The 20,706-nt window shown below is 64.4% G+C and carries 15 protein-coding genes and 3 rRNA genes (1 of these 18 cut by a window edge); 13 read left to right on the plus strand and 5 right to left on the minus strand.

The features are described from left to right. The 3 genes from ACW5IY_RS01545 to rrf (ACW5IY_RS01555) form a co-directional block, all read left to right on the plus strand. Positions 1-2,679: ribosomal RNA gene (locus ACW5IY_RS01545) — 23S ribosomal RNA — on the plus strand; it begins 199 nt to the left of the window's first position. Between the two features lie 127 nt (positions 2,680-2,806). Continuing rightward, positions 2,807-2,921, plus strand: a 5S ribosomal RNA gene (gene rrf / locus ACW5IY_RS01550). A gap of 133 nt (positions 2,922-3,054) precedes the next feature. Then, positions 3,055-3,169, plus strand: a 5S ribosomal RNA gene (rrf, locus tag ACW5IY_RS01555). Positions 3,170-3,505: 336 nt separating this feature from the next. Here the strand turns inward: rrf (ACW5IY_RS01555) and ACW5IY_RS01560 are convergent. Continuing rightward, positions 3,506-5,215, minus strand: a complete 1,710-nt coding sequence (locus ACW5IY_RS01560; protein ID WP_049435036.1) for a M28 family metallopeptidase — start codon at positions 5,213-5,215, stop codon at positions 3,506-3,508. Between the two features lie 86 nt (positions 5,216-5,301). After that, positions 5,302-5,964 (minus strand): DUF4097 family beta strand repeat-containing protein, encoded by a 663-nt coding sequence (locus ACW5IY_RS01565; RefSeq protein ID WP_049435037.1) that lies wholly within the window; start codon positions 5,962-5,964, stop codon positions 5,302-5,304. A gap of 95 nt (positions 5,965-6,059) precedes the next feature. Between ACW5IY_RS01565 and ACW5IY_RS01570 the strand changes: the two genes are divergently transcribed. Further along, a complete protein-coding gene (locus ACW5IY_RS01570; RefSeq protein WP_049435038.1) occupies positions 6,060-7,358 on the plus strand; it encodes a murein hydrolase activator EnvC family protein in 1,299 nt (432 codons plus the stop codon). 108 nt (positions 7,359-7,466) lie between these two features. Further along, on the plus strand, positions 7,467-8,912 hold the full coding sequence (locus ACW5IY_RS01575; RefSeq protein ID WP_457326893.1) for a S41 family peptidase: 1,446 nt from the start codon (positions 7,467-7,469) through the stop codon (positions 8,910-8,912). A gap of 84 nt (positions 8,913-8,996) precedes the next feature. Here ACW5IY_RS01575 and ACW5IY_RS01580 read toward each other — a convergent pair whose 3' ends face one another. After that, a complete protein-coding gene (locus tag ACW5IY_RS01580; protein ID WP_010484241.1) occupies positions 8,997-9,689 on the minus strand; it encodes a rhomboid family intramembrane serine protease in 693 nt (230 codons plus the stop codon). A 228-nt stretch (positions 9,690-9,917) separates the two neighbouring features. Here ACW5IY_RS01580 and ACW5IY_RS01585 point away from each other — a divergent pair, with 228 nt between their 5' ends. Together ACW5IY_RS01585 and pnuC are read left to right on the plus strand one after the other, a co-directional pair. Further along, the gene (locus tag ACW5IY_RS01585; RefSeq protein ID WP_049435040.1) at positions 9,918-11,267 is read left to right on the plus strand and encodes an outer membrane protein transport protein; all 1,350 of its coding nucleotides are present in this window, start codon (positions 9,918-9,920) and stop codon (positions 11,265-11,267) included. Positions 11,268-11,409: 142 nt separating this feature from the next. Next, positions 11,410-11,982, plus strand: a complete 573-nt coding sequence (pnuC, locus tag ACW5IY_RS01590; RefSeq protein ID WP_019338979.1) for a nicotinamide riboside transporter PnuC — start codon at positions 11,410-11,412, stop codon at positions 11,980-11,982. A gap of 121 nt (positions 11,983-12,103) precedes the next feature. Here the strand turns inward: pnuC and putA are convergent, their stop codons facing one another. Beyond that, complete coding sequence (gene putA / locus ACW5IY_RS01595; RefSeq protein ID WP_049435041.1) at positions 12,104-15,322, minus strand: bifunctional proline dehydrogenase/L-glutamate gamma-semialdehyde dehydrogenase PutA; 3,219 nt, start codon at positions 15,320-15,322, stop codon at positions 12,104-12,106. Between the two features lie 274 nt (positions 15,323-15,596). Here putA and ACW5IY_RS01600 point away from each other — a divergent pair, with 274 nt between their 5' ends. From ACW5IY_RS01600 to ACW5IY_RS01625, 6 genes are all read left to right on the plus strand, one after another. Continuing rightward, positions 15,597-16,073, plus strand: a complete 477-nt coding sequence (locus tag ACW5IY_RS01600; protein ID WP_004153894.1) for a DUF2244 domain-containing protein — start codon at positions 15,597-15,599, stop codon at positions 16,071-16,073. A gap of 11 nt (positions 16,074-16,084) precedes the next feature. Beyond that, positions 16,085-17,041 carry a cytochrome c oxidase subunit II gene (gene coxB, locus ACW5IY_RS01605; RefSeq protein ID WP_049435042.1) on the plus strand — a complete coding sequence of 319 codons (957 nt, stop codon included), beginning with the start codon at positions 16,085-16,087 and terminating at the stop codon, positions 17,039-17,041. Between the two features lie 62 nt (positions 17,042-17,103). Then, positions 17,104-18,711, plus strand: coding sequence for a cytochrome c oxidase subunit I (ctaD, locus tag ACW5IY_RS01610; RefSeq protein WP_005407790.1), 1,608 nt, complete (start codon positions 17,104-17,106; stop codon positions 18,709-18,711). Positions 18,712-18,719: 8 nt separating this feature from the next. Then, positions 18,720-18,938, plus strand: coding sequence for a hypothetical protein (locus ACW5IY_RS01615; protein WP_049435043.1), 219 nt, complete (start codon positions 18,720-18,722; stop codon positions 18,936-18,938). Then, entirely contained in the window at positions 18,935-19,525 is a 591-nt protein-coding gene (locus ACW5IY_RS01620; protein WP_049435044.1) for a cytochrome c oxidase assembly protein, read from the plus strand. The genes ACW5IY_RS01615 and ACW5IY_RS01620 overlap by 4 nt, the downstream gene beginning before the upstream one ends. Before the next feature lie 13 nt (positions 19,526-19,538). Beyond that, positions 19,539-20,414 carry a cytochrome c oxidase subunit 3 gene (locus tag ACW5IY_RS01625; RefSeq protein WP_005412024.1) on the plus strand — a complete coding sequence of 292 codons (876 nt, stop codon included), beginning with the start codon at positions 19,539-19,541 and terminating at the stop codon, positions 20,412-20,414. A gap of 20 nt (positions 20,415-20,434) precedes the next feature. On the opposite strand, the gene ACW5IY_RS01630 is transcribed toward ACW5IY_RS01625, so the two are convergent. Next, positions 20,435-20,653 carry a twin transmembrane helix small protein gene (locus ACW5IY_RS01630; protein ID WP_010484233.1) on the minus strand — a complete coding sequence of 73 codons (219 nt, stop codon included), beginning with the start codon at positions 20,651-20,653 and terminating at the stop codon, positions 20,435-20,437. Positions 20,654-20,706: the final 53 nt, after the last annotated feature.

The raw sequence follows: 20,706 nt of genomic DNA on the forward strand, positions 1-20,706 counted from the left end.
GTAACCAGAGGAAAAGAAATCAACCGAGATTCCGTAAGTAGCGACGAGCGAACGCGGACTAGCCCTTAAGCTGATTTGGTTCTAGGAAAACGCTCTGGAAAGAGCGGCCATAGAAGGTGATAGCCCTGTATCTGAAAGGGCCATTTCAGTGAAGACGAGTAGGGCGGGGCACGTGAAACCCTGTCTGAACATGGGGGGACCATCCTCCAAGGCTAAATACTACTGACCGACCGATAGTGAACCAGTACCGTGAGGGAAAGGCGAAAAGAACCCCGGAGAGGGGAGTGAAATAGAACCTGAAACCGTGTGCGTACAAGCAGTAGGAGCTCCGCAAGGAGTGACTGCGTACCTTTTGTATAATGGGTCAGCGACTTACTGTTCGTGGCAAGCTTAACCGTATAGGGGAGGCGAAGGGAAACCGAGTCTGATAAGGGCGCATAGTCGCGGGCAGTAGACCCGAAACCGGGTGATCTAGTCATGCCCAGGGTGAAGGTGCGGTAACACGCACTGGAGGCCCGAACCCACTCCCGTTGCAAAGGTAGGGGATGAGGTGTGATTAGGAGTGAAAAGCTAATCGAACCCGGAGATAGCTGGTTCTCCTCGAAAGCTATTTAGGTAGCGCCTCATATGTATCCTCTCGGGGGTAGAGCACTGTTATGGCTAGGGGGTCATCGCGACTTACCAAACCATTGCAAACTCCGAATACCGAGACGGACTGTATGGGAGACACACGGCGGGTGCTAACGTCCGTCGTGAAAAGGGAAACAACCCAGACCCACAGCTAAGGTCCCAAATTCACTGCTAAGTGGAAAACCATGTGGAAAGGCACAGACAGCCAGGAGGTTGGCTTAGAAGCAGCCACCCTTTAAAGAAAGCGTAATAGCTCACTGGTCGAGTCGGTCTGCGGGGAAGATTTAACGGGGCTAAGCAGTGAACCGAAGCTTGGGGTGCATACTTTGTATGCGCGGTAGAGGAGCGTTCCGTAAGCCGTTGAAGGTGGATTGAGAAGTCTGCTGGAGGTATCGGAAGTGCGAATGCTGACATGAGTAACGATAATGCGGGTGAAAAACCCGCACGCCGAAAGCCCAAGGTTTCCTTGCGCAACGTTAATCGGCGCAGGGTGAGTCGGCCCCTAAGGCGAGGACGAAAGTCGTAGTCGATGGGAAGCAGGTTAATATTCCTGCACCTCGCGTAAGTGCGATGGAGGGACGGAGAAGGTTAGGTGTACCAGGCGTTGGTTGTCCTGGGGAAAGGCGGTAGGTTTGGATCTTTGGCAAATCCGGGATCCTTTAAGACCGAGCACCGAGACGAGCCTTTATGGCGAAGTCACTGATACCACGCTTCCAGGAAAAGCTCCTAAGCTTCAGCTTACGCAGACCGTACCGTAAACCGACACAGGTGGGTAGGATGAGAATTCTCAGGCGCTTGAGAGAACTCGGGTGAAGGAACTAGGCAACATGGCACCGTAACTTCGGGAGAAGGTGCACCCTTTTTGGTGGCTCGTGCGAGCTATAGCTGAAGAGGGTCGCAGTAACCAGGCCGCTGCGACTGTTTATCAAAAACACAGCACTCTGCAAACACGAAAGTGGACGTATAGGGTGTGACGCCTGCCCGGTGCTGGAAGGTTAATTGATGGGGTCAGCCGCAAGGCGAAGCTCTTGATCGAAGCCCCAGTAAACGGCGGCCGTAACTATAACGGTCCTAAGGTAGCGAAATTCCTTGTCGGGTAAGTTCCGACCTGCACGAATGGCGTAACGACAGCGGCGCTGTCTCCACCCGAGACTCAGTGAAATTGAAATCGCTGTGAAGATGCAGCGTTCCCGTGGCAAGACGGAAAGACCCCGTGAACCTTTACTATAGCTTTACACTGAACGTTGAGTTCGTCTGTGTAGGATAGGTGGGAGGCTATGAAACTGTGGCGCTAGCTGCAGTGGAGCCATCCTTGAAATACCACCCTGTCGTGCTTGACGTTCTAACCTGGGCCCATTATCTGGGTCGGGGACCGTGTATGGTGGGTAGTTTGACTGGGGCGGTCTCCTCCTAAAGAGTAACGGAGGAGCTCGAAGGTACGCTCAGCGCGGTCGGACATCGCGCACTGTGTGCAAAGGCATAAGCGTGCTTGACTGCAAGATCGACGGATCAAGCAGGTAGGAAACTAGGACTTAGTGATCCGGTGGTTCTGTATGGAAGGGCCATCGCTCAACGGATAAAAGGTACTCCGGGGATAACAGGCTGATACCGCCCAAGAGTTCATATCGACGGCGGTGTTTGGCACCTCGATGTCGGCTCATCACATCCTGGGGCTGTAGTCGGTCCCAAGGGTATGGCTGTTCGCCATTTAAAGTGGTACGCGAGCTGGGTTCAGAACGTCGTGAGACAGTTCGGTCCCTATCTGCCATGGGCGTTGGAGATTTGAGAGGGGCTGCTCCTAGTACGAGAGGACCGGAGTGGACGAACCTCTGGTGTTCCGGTTGTCACGCCAGTGGCATTGCCGGGTAGCTATGTTCGGAAGCGATAACCGCTGAAAGCATCTAAGCGGGAAGCGCGCCTCAAGATGAGATCTCCCGGGGCACAAGCCCCCTGAAGGAACCATGTAGACTACGTGGTTGATAGGTCAGGTGTGTAAGTACAGCAATGTATTGAGCTAACTGATACTAATGATCCGAGAGGCTTGACCATATAACCTCAAGTTGCCTTGGCTTTACGACAACGTCGTAAGAGCATCCAAGTGCACGCTACGTCACAAGAACTACGAGAGGCAGGCGCCTTATCCAGCTGTATCGGATGGCGACGCTCCAACCGCCTCCCTGGTGAAATTAGCGCTGTGGAACCACCCGATCCCATCCCGAACTCGGAAGTGAAACGCAGCTGCGCCGATGGTAGTGTGGCTCAAGCCATGCGAGAGTAGGTCATCGCCAGGGTTTACACCCAAAACCCCGCTGCTCACGCAGCGGGGTTTTTCTTATTAAGTGAAGGCACTGCATTTTCCGGGTGGCTTCCGCCCCAAGGGCAAGATCGCGAAGCTGGCGCTGCAAGCGCTGCTGCAACCGTCTCCCTGGTGAAATTAGCGCTGTGGAACCACCCGATCCCATCCCGAACTCGGAAGTGAAACGCAGCTGCGCCGATGGTAGTGTGGCTCAAGCCATGCGAGAGTAGGTCATCGCCAGGGTTTACACCCAAAACCCCGCTGCTCACGCAGCGGGGTTTTTCTTTGTGTGCAGGAAATACCGGGTAATGCCGGCCACTGGCCGGCAGACGCGTTGATGGAACCGCCGCGAGCGGCGGCGCCAACCAAAGTTGGCGACTACCGATGGCAGAGGGATCAGCGGTAGATCCACGCCATGCGTGGATGCTCCCCGCAAGGAACCAAGGCGCCAACCAAGGTTGGCCGCTACACACAGCAGGCCAAGGTTGGCACCCACCAAGGGCGGAGCGCACAAAAAAAAGCGGCGCCCCGTGGGGCGCCGCTCTGCTCTCAACGATGTTCAGTCGAGCATGGCCCGACTTACTTGGCCGGGGCCTTGTCCTTCATCATCGCGTCGCGGGCCGCCTTGAACGGGTTGCCCTCGTACCAGTTCGGCCAACGATCGCCGCCGGCCAGCTCCTTGCCGACGCCATACATCAGCTGCAGGTCTTCGACCGTACCGTCCAGCTTCCAGGTGGACGCATCGAACTCGTCCTTCGGGCCGTGGTAACGGTTGGCACCGTAGTCCGCCGCGGCCTTGCGGCCAGCGTCCACGCCACCGTCGCGCAGATCTTCGCCGCCATCGGCGTACAGGGCCGGCACGCCGGCCTTGGCGAAGTTGAAGTGATCCGAGCGGAAGTAGAAGCCGCTCTGCACCGAGGTCTCACCATGCAGCGTGCGGTCCTGGGCCGCAGCCAGCGGCTTGAGGATGTCTTCCAGTTCCGAGCTGCCGAAGCCGGTGACGGTCACGTCCTTGGCACGGCCGGCCACCGACATCGCGTCGATGTTGATCACACCTGCGATCTTGTCCAGCGGGAACGTCGGGTGGGAGACGTAGTACTTCGAACCCAGCAGGCCGGACTCTTCCAGAGTCACGGCCAGGAACACCACCGAACGTTCCGGCTTCGGATCCTGGTGGGCCATTGCTTCAGCCACCTCGAGGATGCCGGCCACGCCGGTCGCGTTGTCGACTGCGCCGTTGTAGATGTTGTCGCCGGTCTCACCCTCATGCTTGCCCAGGTGATCCCAGTGCGCCATGTACAGCACGGCTTCGTCGGCACGCTTGCTGCCGGGCAGCACGCCCACCACGTTGCGCGACTGCTTCTGCGCGATCTGGCTCTTCAGGTCGACCGCAGCGGTGGCCTTCAGCGGTACCGGTTTGAAGCCGCGCTTGCTGGCGTCCTTGTAGGCCTGCGCCAGGTCCAGGCCGGCACCGGCGAACAGCGCCTTGGCGGCGTCGGCACTCAGCCAGCCCTGCACCGGAATGCGGGCTTCCGGGTCATCCTTGGCCGGCAGGTCGTACTGCGGGCCGGCCCAGGAATTCTTCACCACATCCCAGCCGTAGGAAGCGCCGGCAGTGTCGTGCACGATCAGGGCGGCAGCGGCGCCCTTGCGCGCAGCCTCCTCGAACTTGTAGGTCCAGCGGCCGTAGTAGGTCATGCGCTTGCCGTCGAACAGCTTCGCATCATCGACATGGAAGCCCGGGTCGTTGACGAACATCACGACCGTCTTGCCCTTCCAGTCCTGGCCGGCATAGTCGTTCCACTTCTGCTCCGGCGCATCGACGCCGTAGCCGACGAACACCAGGTCGCTGGCATCGACCTTCACCTCGGCCTGGCCGGTACGGGTGCCGACCACCATATCGGTGCCGAACTTCAGCTCGGTGGTCTTGCCGCCCTGGGTGATCTTCAGCACGGTCGACGTGTCGGCCGTGGTCTCGGTCATCGGCACATCCTGGAACCAGCTGTCGCCGTTGCCGGGCTGCAGGCCGATGCGCTGCATCTGGTCGCGGATGTAGTTGACCGTCAGTTCCTCGCCCTTGCTGCCCGGGGCGCGGCCTTCGAATTCATCCGAAGCCAGCGTCTTGACCATCTCGGCGAAGTCGCCGGCGTTGATCTCCGGCGAGAACGCATGGGCCGCCGGCTTGGCAGCGGCGGTGTCGGTGGCCGGCGCGGGCGCCGGAGTGTCTTCGCCTTTGCAGGCACTGAGTGCGGCCGCAGCGGCCAGGCACAGGAGGAGTTTGCGGGGCATCGTCGATTCCTGGAAAACAAAGGGCGGCCGCACCTCGTGTACGACCGGTAACAGCGAGTATCACCGAACCGATGGGCGCGGTGTGCTCAGTCCGCCGGAGCGGTTTCGGTGTCGAACGGGATCGGCTCGGCGCCGGTGACCGGGCCGATGCGGGCCGTGCGGTGCACGTACAGCACCACCTCGCGCTCGAACTGCAACGGGCCGTCGACCACGGCATTCGGGCCGATGATCACGCGTGGCTTGCGGCTGGCGGTCAGCGAGACGCTGAAGTTCGGCTTGCGCACGTGCACACCGCCCTTGACCTGCGAACCGATGCCCACGGTGATGTCACCGTTGACGGTTTCCACGTCGTTGCCGACGCGGCTTTCGACCAGCCCGATGCCACCGTTCACGGTTTCAACGCCGCCTTCGATCTGGCTGCCGCGATCGCTGAAGATGCTGCCGTTGACGGTGCTGACGTTGCCATGGGCGATCACTTCGCGGCCCAGGCGTACACCGCCGTTGACCGTTTCGATCTTGCCGGTGCGCGCGCGATCGGCGACCTTCACCCCGCCGTTGACGGTGTCGATGCTGCCGGTCTCGACGCCTTCGCCGACGCGGATGCCGCCGTTGACGGTGTCCAGCTTGCCGTAGCGCTGGCCGGGTTCGGCGCTGATGCTGCCGTTGACCTTGCTGATGTTCTGCTGGGCACAGACCGGCCCGGTGGCCAGCAGTACGCCCAACAGCAGCGGAATGGAGAGAGCTTTCATGGGGACCTCGATGGATGTGCGGCTGGCAGGCCGCGTGCGGAGATGTCACCATTCCCCGGTACCCCCTGCAACTGCCTGAAGTCACTGGAAAGCCCTTGCGCAACAACGCCTTCCCATCACGCCGACATCACATCGCCGCTGCCCGCGGCGGGCGCTGCCTGCTGTTGGGGCTGGCCTTGGCACTGGCGTTGCCGTTGCCGGGTGCCGCGCAGACCACGCGCGAGACCGAGCGCAAGCTGCAGAAACTGCGCAGTGAACTGAAGGGCGTGGCGCAGGAGCGCCGGCAGATCGAAGGCCAGCGTGGCCAGGCCTCGCAGCAGCTGCGCGAGGCAGATGAGAAGGTGGCCCGCACCGGCCGTGCGCTTGCGCAGACGGAAACCGCGCTGCGCGAGCAGGGACGGGCCCTGGCCGAGGCCGAACAACGCCGCAGCACGCTGCAGACCAACCTCGCCCAGCAGCATCGCGAGTTGGCCGGCCTGCTGCGTGCGGCCTACCAGCTGGGCAACCACGCACCACTGAAGCTGCTGCTGTCGCAGGACACGGTGGCCGATGCCAATCGCGCCCTGGCCTACCATCGTTACCTGCAGCGCGAACGTGCGCAGCGCATCACCACGCTGACCGCTGACCTGAAGGAACTGGAAGCGCTGCAGGCGCAGATCGCCGAGCGCAAGCAGAAGCTGCAGGGTGCACAGCAGGACCAGAAGCAGCAGGCCGCGGCGCTGGAAGCCGACCGTCGCGATCGCGCAAAGACCGTGGCCTCGCTGGACGAGCGCTTCAAGGACCAGCGCGAGAAGGAACAGGCGCTGGGCCAGGATGCCAAGGCGCTGGAAACACTGCTGGCCAATCTGCGTGCTGCTGCGGCCCGCGCCGAGGCCGAGCGTCGCGCGGCTGCACGTCGTGCGGCAGCGGAGAAGGCTGCCGCCGAACGTGCGGCACGCCAGGCCGCGGCACAGGGACGGCCGCCGCCGCCCACCAAGGTTCCGCCGGCGGTGGCGTCCGCACCGGCCCCGAAGGTCGGTGGCCTGGGCTGGCCGTTGTCCGGCAACCTGCTGGCCCGCTACGGCGGCAAGCTGCCCGATGGCCGCACCAGCAGCGGCGTGCTGATCGGCGCCCCGGCCGGAAGCACCGTCACCGCGGTGGCCGACGGCACCGTGGTGTTCTCCGACTGGATGACCGGCTACGGCATGATCCTGATCGTCGACCACGGCAATGGCTACATGAGCCTGTATGCCCACAACGACACCCTGCTGAAGGATGCCGGCGCGCGGGTCAGCCGCGGCGATGCGGTGGCCAAGGTCGGCAATTCCGGGGGCCAGGGCGTGACCGCGCTGTACTTCGAGCTGCGCCGTGGCGGGCAGCCGGTCAATCCGGACAGCTGGCTGCAGCGGCGCTGAATCCCGGCCCGCCACGTGCGGGCTGGATTCAACGGGAATTTAGCTGTGCTTCGCGCATAATCGGTGCATGTGCCTTGGGCACCATGCCACCGTCGACAGGAGTGATCCATGCGCGCAGCCCGTACCGCCACCCTCTTGCTGGCCCTGTTGCCAGCGCTGTCCTGGGCGCAGCAGACCGCGCCCGCCCCGAGTCAGGAAACCAGCGGGCAGGCAGCGAACAGCGAGGAGGCGGTGACCTCGAAGGTGCCGCTGGAGGACATCCGCCGTTTCGTGGCCGTATACAACGCGGTGCGCGCCGCCTATGTCGACCCGGTCGATGACAAGAAGCTGATGCAGTCGGCCGTGCGCGGCCTGCTGCTCGACCTCGATCCGCACAGCACCTACTTCAACAAGGAAGACGCGCAGGCCTTCGACGAGCAGGCCAACGGTGCCTACGAGGGCATCGGCGTGGAGCTGCAGCAGCAGCCGGACAACGCCAGCATGAAGGTCATTTCGCCGATCGACGACACGCCGGCGGCCAAGGCCGGCATCCTCGCCGGTGACCTGATCATCGCCATCGACGGCAAGCCGATCAGCGCCATTGATGCGAGTGAACCGCTGCGTGGCCCGGCCGGCAGCAAGGTGGTGCTGACCATCGTGCGCGACGGCAAGCCCAAGCCATTCGACGTGAGCCTGACCCGCCAGACCATTCGCGTGACCAGCGTGAAGAGCCGCATGCTGGAACCGGGCTACGGCTACATCCGTCTGAGCACCTTCCAGGCCGATACCGGTTCGGACTTCCAGAAGCAGGTGCAGCAGTTGCAGAAGCAGGCCGGTGGTCAGCTCAAGGGCCTGGTGCTGGATCTGCGCAGCAACCCGGGTGGCCTGCTGACCGCTGCGGTGCAGGTGGCCGATGATCTGCTCGACAAGGGCAACATCGTCAGCACCCGTGGCCGCATCAGCATCAGCGATGCACGGTTTGACGCGACCCCGGGCGACCTGCTGAAGGGCGCACCGGTGGTGGTGCTGGCCGATGCCGGTTCGGCCAGTGCCTCGGAAGTGCTGGCCGGCGCCCTGCGCGCCAACAAGCGCGCGCGCGTGGTCGGCAGCCGCACCTTCGGCAAGGGCTCGGTGCAGACCGTGCTGCCGCTGGACAACGGTGATTCGGTGAAGCTGACCACCGCGCGCTATTACACGCCCAGCGGCAAGTCGATCCAGGCCACCGGCATCGTGCCGGACGTTGAACTGAAGCCGGCCGCCACCCCGGCGGAAGACGCACTGCCGGCCAGCCTGAGCGACTACAGCGAAGCGACCCTGCCGGGCCATCTGCGCGGCGATGACGAAGGCACCGAGGGCTACCACGCCGGTGCGGTGCTGCCGGGCGATGGCCCGATCAACGACGCGCTGGCCGAGCTGAAGAATCCGGGTTCGGTGGCTGCACGCTTGAAGGCCGAAGCGGCGAAGGCCGTGAAGGCCGCAGCTGCGAAGCCGGAAGCGAAGGCCGAACCGAAGTCGGAAGCAAAGCCGGAAGCGAAGCCGGAAGCAAAGCCCGCACCGGCTCCGGCCAAGCCCTGATTCTGTAGAGTCGAGCCGTGCTCGACTAATCTACGAACGAGCGGGTGAGCGTGGAGCCGGCCAGCGGCCGGCACCACCAGGGGTTCAGAAGCCGTGCCGCTTGCGCAGGCGGCGTGCGATCGCCGCGCGCACGTACACGCCGTACAGCAGGCCGAACAGGAAGCCACCGATGTGCGCCCACCAGGCCACCATGCCGAAGCTTGGGCCGATGTGGGCGAACACCACCTGCAGGGCGGCCCAGACGCCGATCAGCAGGTAGGCCGGGGCGCGCACGAACTCCAGGAACAGGCCCAGCGGGATCACCACGCCCAGCCGGGCGCCCGGGAACAGGGCCAGATAGGCGCCGATCAGCGCTGACACCGCACCGCTGGCACCGATGATGATCTGGTCCGGGCTGCCCATGGTGTAGATCGCCACCAGGTTCGATACCGCGCCGCCCACCAGGAACAGCAGCAGCAACCGCCACGGCCCCAGCACCCGCTCGGCGGGCAGGCCGAAGATCAGCAGGAACACCAGATTGCCCAGCAGGTGTGACCAGTCCGCGTGCAGGAACAGGGCGGTGAACAGGCGCAGCACGCTGCCGTCCTGCAGGGTCGCCCACCAGTCCAGCGGGTGGGTCAGGCCGGTGGACAGGGCGCCCCAGTCCAGCCAGAGGCTGCCCCGCGCGTCGTCCGGACGCGAGATCGACCACAGGAACGCCAGCCACAGTGCCGCAAACAGCACGGGCGTGGCCCAGCGCAGGGCTGCCTTCTTGCGCGACGGGAGGGAGACGAACATGGGCACTAGCCTAGCGTGAGGGCGCTTACGGCGGGGATTGTCCTGTTCAGCTTTTGAGACGAAAAAAGCGCCTGCGCTGTTATTGTTTCATTAACAGCTCTGGGTAATACTCGCATACGGCGTCGTATGTCGGGAGGGGAATCCGGCGCGCTCCGAAGGGCCCCAAGGCCCGCCGGGCGCAGGCGCACTCAGAGCACCATCACCGCTTACCGGAGAGAGAGAACTACGATGCAAACCGCTTCCACCATTGCCCGATTGACCCTGCTGGCCGTCGGCGTTGCCGGTGCGCTGGCTGCTGCCGACGCCAATGCCGCTGCCTTCCAGCTGAAGGAAAACAGCGCCAAGGGCCTGGGCCGCGCGTTCGCCGGCTCCGGCAGCGCCGAAGGCGACGCCTCCATCATCGCCGTCAACCCGGCCGGCATGCGCCAGCTCGATGGCACCATGGTCCAGGGCGACCTGAGCGCCATCAGCTTCAAGGCCGAGTTCAAGGGCCAGGGCCGCAATGCAGCAGGCCGTCCGCAGACCGGTGGTGACGGCGGCGACGCCGGCATGATCGCTCCGGTTCCGGCCGCGTACTTCCACATGCCGATCGGCGAGAAGGCCCACTTCGGTGTGTCGCTGACCGCACCGTTCGGCTTCAAGACCGAATACGACAACGGTTGGGTCGGTCGTTACAGCGGCCTGAAGACCGATCTGAAGGCCATCGACCTCGGCTTCGCCGCGTCGTATGACGTCAACCCGTACGTGTCCTTCGGCGCGTCGGTGTTCGTCGAGCACCTGACCATCGAGCTGAGCAACGCCGTCGACTACGGCAGCATCCTGGCCGGTGCCGGCGCTCCGGGCTTCGCCCCGGGCAGCGCCGATGGCACCCTGAAGATCGAGGGTGACAACAATGCCGTGGGCTGGACCGTCGGTGGCCTGTTCTCGATCGACGAGAACACCCACATCGGCCTGAGCTACCGTTCGAAGGTCGAGCACAAGATCACCGGTGGTGATGCGACCTTCAGCGGCGCCGACCGCGCCCGTTCCCTGCTGACCAACTCGCCGCGTACCCGCGGTTGGTTCATGGACACCAGCGGCAAGGCCACGGTGACCATGCCGGCCTCGGCCACCCTGAGCGTGACCCACAAGGTCAACGACCGCTGGACCGTGATGGGCGACGTGACCCGCACCGCCTGGTCGACCGCCTTTGACAGCGTCACCGTCGACTACGCTTCGCCGCAGGCGGATTCGGTCCTGGAGTTCGGCTACCGTGACACCACCTTCGTGTCGCTGGGCGCCGACTACAAGCTGAGCGACACCGTCACCCTGCGCGGTGGTGTTGCGCTGGACCAGACCCCGACCACCGACGCCCACCGCGACGTCCGCGTGCCGGATACCAGCCGCAAGTGGCTGTCGCTGGGCGTGGGCTGGACCCCGTCGCAGAACACCGAGTGGAACTTTGGCTACACCCACCTGTTCACCAGCGATCCGAACGTGAACGTGCGTGCGACCACTGCCAACCAGGGCAACTCGCTGTCGGGCAAGTACAAGGTCCGTGGCGACGTGCTGGCTGCTTCGTTCCAGTACAAGTTCTGATCCAGGCCTCGGCCTGACGCAGTACACGGAAGGCCCCGCGCAAGCGGGGCCTTCTTTTTTTGTGGAACGCCTTGGGGCATCCACGCAGGGTGTGGATGCAGCCGATTGCCTACGCAGCGCGTGGATCCACGACAATAGCGCGATGAACCTGTCCGACCCGAACTTCCAGCTGGAGCTGGCCGCCAACATCGCCGTCGCCGGCTCGATCCTGCTGGCCGGCCGCAACAACGTGCACACCTGGTGGCTGGGCATCGTCGGCTGCGCGCTGTTCGCGGCGGTGTTCGAGCGCTCTCACCTGTATGCAGACATGGTGCTGCAGTTCTTCTTCATCGCCATCAGCGTGCTGGGCTGGTGGCAGTGGCTGCGCGGCGACCACGGTGCACCCCTGCCGATCACCTCATTGCGACCGCGTGCCTGGGCGTGGCTGGCACCACTGGCGGTGGTGGCCACCTTCGGCTACGGCTGGATGCTGACCCGCCTGACCAACGCCTACGCGCCCTACATCGATTCGGCGGTGCTGGTGCTGAGCGTGATCGCACAGATCCTGATGATGCGGCGCAAGCTGGAATCGTGGTGGGTGTGGCTGCTGGTGAACACCGTTGCGGTGCCGCTGTACTACAGCCGTGGCCTGCATCTGACCTCGATCCTGTACGTGGGCTTCTGGATCAATGCACTGGTGGCGTTGCGCCACTGGCGCAATCTGATGCGGGTGTAGAGCCGAGAACGGGCTCGGCTGTAACGTTCAAGCCGAGCATGGGCTCGGCTCTACAGGGAAAAAGAGGCACAAAAAACCCCGCTTTCGCGGGGTTTTCCGCTCACTGCATGACGCCGGGCGATCAGTCGCCCAGGGTCAGCAGCGAGGCGTTGCCGCCGGCGGCGGTGGTGTTCACCGTCACCGTCTTCTCGGTGGCGAAACGCAGCAGGTAGTGCGGGCCGCCGGCCTTCGGACCGGTGCCGGACAGGCCCTGGCCGCCGAACGGCTGCACGCCGACCACCGCACCGATCTGGTTGCGGTTGACGTAGACGTTGCCGACGTGGACGCCGTTGCTGATGCGGTCGACGGTCTCGTCGATGCGCGAATGCACGCCCAGGGTCAGGCCGTAGCCGGTGGCGTTGATCTGGTCGATCACCGCGTCGAGCTGGTCGCCCTTCCAGCGGATGACGTGCAGCACCGGACCGAACACTTCCTTCTGCAGCTGGCCCAGGTCCTTCAGTTCGTACGCGCGCGGTGCGAAGAAGGTGCCATTGGCGGCTTCGGTGGATAGCTCGGCAGCGGCGATCAGGCGCGCTTCGCGGTCCATGCGCGCGGCGTGATCCTGCAGGATCTTCAGCGCATCGGCGTCGATCACCGGGCCGACGTCGGTGGACAGCAGGCCGGGGTTGCCGACCTTCAGTTCCTTCATCGCACCGGCCAGCATGGTCATCACCTTGTCGGCGATGTCGTCCTGCACGAACAGCACGCGTGCGGCCGAGCAGCGCTGGCCGGCGGAGGTGAAGGCCGAACCGATCGCGTCCTTGACCAGCTGTTCCGGCAGCGCCGAGGAATCAGCGATGAAGGCGTTCTGGCCGCCGGTCTCGGCGATCAGCACACCAATGGCGGCATCACGCGCGGCCATCGCGCGGTTGATCGCTCGGGCGGTGTCGGTGGAACCGGTGAAGGCCACGCCAGCGACGCGCGGGTCGGCGGTCAGCGCCGCACCTACGGTGGCACCGTCGCCGGGCAGGAACTGCACCACCTCGGCCGGCACGCCGGCGTCATGCAGCAGTTTCACCGCGTAGTAGCCGATCAGGTTGGTCTGCTCGGCCGGCTTGGCGATCACGCTGTTGCCAGCGGCGAGTGCAGCGGCCACCTGGCCCAGGAAGATCGCCAGCGGGAAGTTCCACGGGCTGATGCAGACGAACACGCCGCGGCCGTGCAGCTGCAGCTCGTTGGATTCACCGGTCGGGCTCGGCAGCTTCTCGGCGTGGCTGAACTGCTCGCGTGCCTGCTTGGCGTAGTAGCGCAGGAAGTCCACCGCTTCGCGCACTTCGGCGATGCTGTCGGGCAGGCTCTTGCCGGCTTCCTTCACGCACAGCGCCATGAACTCCGGCATGCGCGCTTCCAGCTGGTCGGCGGCGTGCTCGAGGATGGCGGCGCGGCTGGCGGCCGGTGTGCGGTTCCAGGCCGGCTGCGCGGCCACGGCATTGGCCAGGGCCTTCTGCACGGTGGCAGCGTCGGCGGCCAGCCACTGGCCGACCACTTCACGGGTGTCGGCCGGGTTGGTCACCGGCAGCGCGGCGCCGGCCGGGTTCGCACCCGGTACCAGCGGAGCGGCCTGCCAGGGTTTCACGGCGGCGTTGATCTGCTCGGCCAGGGCGCGCAGTTCGTTGTCGTTGGCGAGGTTGGCGCCCATGGAGTTCTTCCTGTCGTGGTTCTGGCTGCGCAGCAGGTCAACCGGCAGCGGGATCTTGGGATGCGGAATCGATTCGAACGAGGACACCATCTCGACCGGATCGCGGATCAGGTCGGCGATCGGCACGCGCTCGTCGGTGATGCGGTTGACGAAGCTGGAGTTGGCGCCGTTTTCCAGCAGGCGGCGCACCAGGTACGGCAGCAGGTCTTCATGCGAACCGACCGGTGCGTACACGCGGCAGGGCAGGTTCAAGCGATCGGCCGGCACCACTTCGGCGTACAGGTCATCGCCCATGCCGTGCAGTTTCTGGTGCTCGTACACGCCACCGTTGGCGATGCTGCGCACTGCGGCGATGGTGTGCGCGTTGTGCGTGGCGAACATCGGGTAGATCGCGTCGGCATGGGTGAACAGACGCTTGGCGCACGCCAGGTAGGACACGTCGGTGTTCTGCTTGCGGGTGAACACCGGGTAGCCCGGATAGCCTTCGATCTGCGCGCGCTTGATCTCGGCGTCCCAGTAGGCGCCCTTGACCAGGCGCACCTGCAGGCGGCGACCGGCGCGGCGTGCCATGTCGGCCAGATGGTCGATCGTGTACGGGGTGCGCTTCTGGTAGGCCTGCACGACCACGCCGAAGCCATCCCAGCCGGCCAGCGAGGCGTCGGAGAACACCTGCTCGATGATGTCCAGCGACAGTTCCAGGCGGTCGGACTCTTCGGCGTCGACGGTGCAGCCGATGCCGTAGCTCTTGGCCAGCTGTGCCAGTTCCAGCACGCCCGGCACCAGGTCCTTCAGCACGCGCTCGCGCTTGGCGTGCTCGTAGCGCGGGTACAGCGCCGACAGCTTGATCGAGATGCCAGGGGCATTGTTGACGTCGCCGTCCGGACGGCCGCCGCGTGCCTTGTGATCGCCACCGATGGCGTGGATCGCACGACGGTAGTCTTCCAGGTAGCGCAGCGCGTCCTTCATGGTCAGCGCGCCTTCGCCCAGCATGTCGAACGAGTAGCGATAGCTGGCGTTGTCGCCCTTGTGCGAGCGCGCCAGTGCTTCGCTGATGGTGCGGCCCATGACGAACTGGTGGCCCATGATCTTCATCGCCTGGCGCACGGCCAGGCGCACCACCGGCTCACCCACGCGGCCGACCAGGCGCTTGAACGCGCTGGGCGCATCGGCGCGGGTGGCATCATTCATCTGCACCAGCTTGCCGGTCAGCATCAGGCCCCAGGTGGAGGCGTTGACCAGCACCGAGTCGCTGCCGCCCAGGTGCTTTTCCCAGTCGGCATCGGCCAGCTTGTCGCGGATCAGCTTGTCGGCGGTGTCCTGGTCCGGAATGCGCAGCAGCGCTTCGGCCACGCACATCAGCAGCACGCCTTCCTCGCTGCCCAGGTCGTACTGGCGCATGAAGGCTTCGATCGCGCCCTGGTCCTTGGCACGCACGCGCACGCGGCCGACCAGGTCGGCGGCCAGCGCCTGCACCCTGGCCTGCTCCTCGGCGGGCAGGCGCGCCTGTGCCAGCAGCTCGCGCACGTGGCTGGCCTCGTCCTTCAACCAGCCATCGGTGATGGCCTGGCGGAACGGGTTGGGGGGCGCCGGCAGTTCCGGCGACAGCAGCGCGCCGGGACGCGGAGCGTCGTGGGCGGCAGGGGAGGAGGAAGGTGCGTTCATGCCGGTCCGGCCAGTGGAAAACTTGGCGATTTTAATCATTTTTGCGGGTTCCGGAAGTGCCCCGCAGCCGCCTTCGTTAAGTGCTGATAGCCCCGAGCTGCGGTGGATTCAGCGTGTTCAGCAAGCTCAGAATAATTTGTGCTGAATTCGTCATTTGTGTCGCCGACCTCATGCTGTGTTGCAGCATGGGAAAAAGTGTGAATGCACCCTTGCTACCGGCGAGAGGGCGGGGCTACCATCGAGACGTTTCCCGCGGCAGGAACGCGGTTGCGACATGATCGAGGTGCTTCCAGCTCCGGATGGGTCAGGTACGCAGCTGCGGCTGCGTCCCCCACGGGCGCTCGATGCCCGGCAGTTCGTCCTGTTGTTCACCGTGTTGTCGGGTGCGATGTGGCTGGTGTCCGCCCTCGGGTGGTTGGCCGGCAATGCATTCGCCCCCCTGTTCGCGCTGCTGTACAGCCTGGTGCTGGCGGCGGCGCTGCGTGCCTTGTGGCGCAGCGGTGAACGGCAGGAGGAGATCCGGGTAGTGCCGGCGTACGTGGAGGTCATTCCCGTACCCGGTGGATCGCCGGTGTTCCGGGCCCACCCCCACTGGGTGCGCCTGCTCACCGACGATGAGAGGGTCCGGCTGGCATCCAGCGGCCGGCAGGTGGAGGTGGGGAGTTTCCTCGCGCCGGCCGAACGTCAGACGCTTGCAGAGACACTTGAAAGCTTGCTCGCCGCCAGCGATGGCGGCAACCGACGACGCTAAGGGTCTAGGCAATGAAGCAAAGCAGCAGGTGGGGCACGAAGTGCGTGAACGCGGTTGCCGCAGTGCTGGTGACCGGGGGACTGATGCCGTCGTTGGCCTGGGCCCAGGCGGCCGATCCCAAGCCGTGGCAGCTGAACATGGGCAAGGGGGTGACCCAGACCTCGCGCCTGGCCTGGGAATCGAACAACCTGTCGTTGATCATCTGCACGGTGATCGGCGTCATCGTGTTCGGGGCGATGGCCTACGCCATGTTCAAGTTCCGCAAATCCAAGGGCGCGGTCGCCGCCACCTTCAGCCACAACACCAAGGCCGAGGTGATCTGGACGGTGATCCCGGTGATCATCCTGATCGTGATGGCCTGGCCGGCCACGGCCAACCTGATCAAGATGTACGACACCCGCGATGCCGAGATGACGGTGAAGGTCACCGGCTACCAGTGGATGTGGAAGTACGAATATCTCGGCGAGAACGTCACCTTCACCAGCCGTCTGGACCGCGAGTCCGACCGTGTGCGGCAGAGCGGCGTCGTGCCGACCCGCGAGAGCCATCCGCACTACCTGCTGGATGTCGACAACCGCCTGGTGCTGCCGGTCGATACCAAGGTGCGCTTCGTCATCACCTCCGACGACGTGATCCACGCCTGGTGGGTGCCGGCGCTGGGCTGGAAACAGGACGCCATCCCCGGCTTCATCAATGAAGCCTGGACCAGCATCGAGCAGCCGGGTGTCTACCGCGGCCAGTGCGCCGAGCTGTGCGGCAAGGACCACGGTTTCATGCCGATCGTGGTCGAGGCGGTGTCCAAGGAGGAATTCAAGCAGTGGCTGGCGCAGCGCAAGCCGGCGCCGCCGGCCGCGCCGACAACGCCCGCGGCACCTGCAGAACCGGCTGCACCTGCGAGCGAAGCACCGGCAGCACCTGCGGCTGCCGAATCCGGCAGCGCACCTGCCACCGCGGCCAGCGGCGCGTGATGTAAAGCCCGCGGCCGCCTGCTGCGGCCGCGGTGACAACCGATTCTGAGAGGTGTTTTGCAATGGCGCACTCGGCAGTTGGGCACGACGATCACCATCACCACCAGAGCTTCTTCGAGCGTTGGTTCTTCTCGACCAACCACAAGGACATCGGCACGCTGTACCTGGGTTTCAGCTTCATCATGTTCATCATCGGTGCGGCGATGAGCGTGGTGATCCGCGCCGAGTTGGCGCAGCCGGGCCTGCAGTTCGTCAAGCCCGAGTTCTTCAACCAGATGACCACCGTGCATGCGCTGGTGATGATCTTCGGTGGCGTGATGCCGGCCTTCGTCGGCCTCGCCAACTGGATGATCCCGCTGCAGATCGGCGCGCCGGACATGGCGCTGCCGCGCATGAACAACTGGTCGTTCTGGTTGCTGCCGGTGGCCTTCAGCCTGCTGCTGCTGACCCTGTTCCTGCCCGGTGGTGCGCCGGCTGGTGGCTGGACGCTGTATCCGCCGCTGTCGCTGCAGGGCGGCTACAACGTGGCCTTCAGCGTGTTCGCGATCCACGTGGCCGGCATCAGTTCGATCATGGGTGCGATCAACATCATCGCCACCGTGCTGAACATGCGTGCGCCGGGCATCGACCTGCTGAAAATGCCGATCTTCTGCTGGGCCTGGCTGATCACCGCCTTCCTGCTGATTGCGGTGATGCCGGTGCTGGCCGGCGCGGTGACCATGCTGCTGACCGACAAGTTCTTCGGCACCAGCTTCTTCAATGCCGCCGGTGGCGGTGACCCGGTGATGTACCAGCACATCTTCTGGTTCTTCGGGCACCCCGAGGTCTACATCATGATCCTGCCCGCCTTCGGCGTGGTCAGCGAGATCATCCCGACCTTCAGCCGCAAGCCGCTGTTCGGCTACCAGGCGATGGTGTACGCCACCGCCGCCATCGCATTCCTGTCGTTCATCGTCTGGGCCCACCACATGTTCACCGTGGGCATGCCGCTGGGTGGCGAGATCTACTTCATGTTCGCCACCATGCTGATCTCGATCCCGACCGGCGTGAAGGTGTTCAACTGGGTCAGCACCATGTGGCGCGGCTCGCTGACGTTCGAGGCGCCGATGCTGTGGTCGGTGGCCTTCGTCATCCTGTTCACCATCGGTGGCTTCTCCGGCCTGATGCTGGCGATCGTGGCGGCCGACTTCCAGTACCACGACACCTACTTCGTGGTCGCCCACTTCCACTACGTGCTGGTGACCGGCGCGGTGTTCGCGCTGATTGCCGCGGTGTACTACTGGTGGCCGAAGTGGACCGGGCGCATGTACAGCGAGAAGTGGGCCAAGGTGCACTTCTGGTGGTCGATCGTGTTCGTCAACCTGCTGTTCTTCCCGCAGCACTTCCTCGGCCTGGCCGGCATGCCGCGCCGCATTCCCGATTACAGCGTGGCCTTCGCCGACTGGAACCTGATCAGCTCGATCGGTGCGTTCGGCATGTTCGTCACGCCGTTCATGATGGCCGCGATCCTGCTGTCCTCGCTGCGCAACGGCGAGAAGGCCGAGGCCCGTTCCTGGGAAGGCGCACGTGGGCTGGAGTGGACGTTGCCGTCGCCGGCACCGGCGCACACCTTCACCACGCCGCCGACCATCCGCCCGGGGGACCTGGCGCATGACGACATCACGCACTGAGGTGGGGCATGCATAACGAGAGCCCACTGCAGACCTGTAGAGCCGAGCCATGCTCGGCTGACGAAAAGCAGCCGAGCATGGCTCGGCTCTACAACAGCCCGGGCGAGGCCCCGGAAAACGGCATCGAACAGCAACGCCAGCGCGCCAAACGCACGGCGATGTGGGTCGGCGCCATCGCGGTGCTGGTCTACGTCGGCTTCATCCTCAGTGGGGTGATCGGCCGATGAGCGACGCACCGGCCACCGGGACCTCACGCAGTGCCGGGCTGCCGCGCCTGATCGGCGTGGCGGTGGCGGTGTTCCTGCTGACGTTCTCGCTGGTGCCGCTGTACCGCATCGCCTGCGAGAAGGTGTTCGGTGTGCGCCTGGAGCGCGGCCCCGGCAGCGAAGCCAGTGCGGGTGCGGCGTCCGGCAAGCGCACCGTACGCGTGGAATTCGATGGCGGCGTCAACTCGCGCCTGCCGTGGTCGTTCCACCCCGAGCAGCTGACCATGGACGTGGTGCCCGGCGAGCTCAACGAAGCGTTGTACTTCGCCCGCAACGACAGCCAGCAGGCGGTGGTGGGCAGTGCGGTGCCCTCGGTGGCACCGGCGCGTGCGTCGGGTTTCTTCAGCAAGACCGAATGTTTCTGTTTCACCGCGCAGACGCTGCAGGCCGGCGAGAAGCGCGACATGCCGGTGCGCTTCATCGTCGATCCGGATCTGCCGCCGGAAATCAGGACGATCACCTTGTCCTACACCTTCTACCGCAACGACGCACTCTCGGACCGGTTGGCCCCTGCGGCCACCTCCGAAGGCGCGCACGCCGCACCCTGACCCGGATACCGACATGGCCCAGACACCGACCGACGCCAACGTGTACTTCGTCCCGGCCCAGAGCAAATGGCCGTTCGTGGGTTCCATCGCGATGATGGTGACCATGGTCGGCGTGGCCAGCTGGCTCAACGATGCCAGCTGGGGACGCTGGACGTTCTACATCGGCATCGCGATGCTGGTGCTGACCCTGTTCTGGTGGTTCAGCGACGTGGTGCGTGAATCGCAGGCCGGCAACTACAACCACCAGGTCGATGGTTCGTTCCGGATGGGGATGATCTGGTTCATCTTCTCCGAGGTGATGTTCTTCGGCGCCTTCTTCGGCGCACTGTTCTATACCCGCAACCTGGGCCTGTCGTGGCTCAGTGGCGAAGGTCGCGGGGTGATGACCAACGAACTGCTCTGGCAGGGCTATTCGGCAGGATGGCCGACCAATGGCCCGGCGGCGATCGGCGGCGCGTTCCAGACCATCCCGGCCTGGGGCCTGCCGCTGATCAACACGCTGATCCTGCTCACCTCCGGCGTGACCCTGACCATCGCCCACCATGCACTGAAGGCCGGCAACCGCCGCCAGCTGCTGATCTGGCTGGGCCTGACCGTGGTGCTCGGCCTCGGCTTCCTGACCCTGCAGGCGGAGGAGTACATCCACGCCTACAAGGAACTGAACCTGACGCTCGGCTCGGGAATCTATGGTTCGACGTTCTTCATGCTGACCGGCTTCCACGGCGCGCACGTGCTGCTGGGCACGATCATGCTGATCGTGATGTGGCTGCGTTCGGCCAAGGGCCACTTCACCCGCGACAACCATTTCGGTTTCGAAGCCGCCGCGTGGTACTGGCACTTCGTCGACGTGGTGTGGCTGATGCTCTTCATGTTCGTCTACGTGCTTTGACCGCGCACGCATCGGTGGCCTCAGCCGCCGATGCCGTGCGGTTTGATCCAGCCCATGTAGATGCTCACGATCACCAGTACGATCAAGGCCACCGACACCCCGATGCGGCGTGTCAGTGCGTTGACCGTGCGCTTGGTCTGGCCGCGGTCGACCAGCAGGTAATACAGGCCGGCGCCCAGATTCCAGACAATGACGATCAGAAACGCGATTACCAGCAGGGTCTTCAGCGAATCACTCATGCGCGGCTCGAGGGCAGGGTGGATGGGCCTATCTGACCGCGTTTGCGCGGACT

It is taken from the genome of Stenotrophomonas sp. C-A (assembly GCF_054030835.1).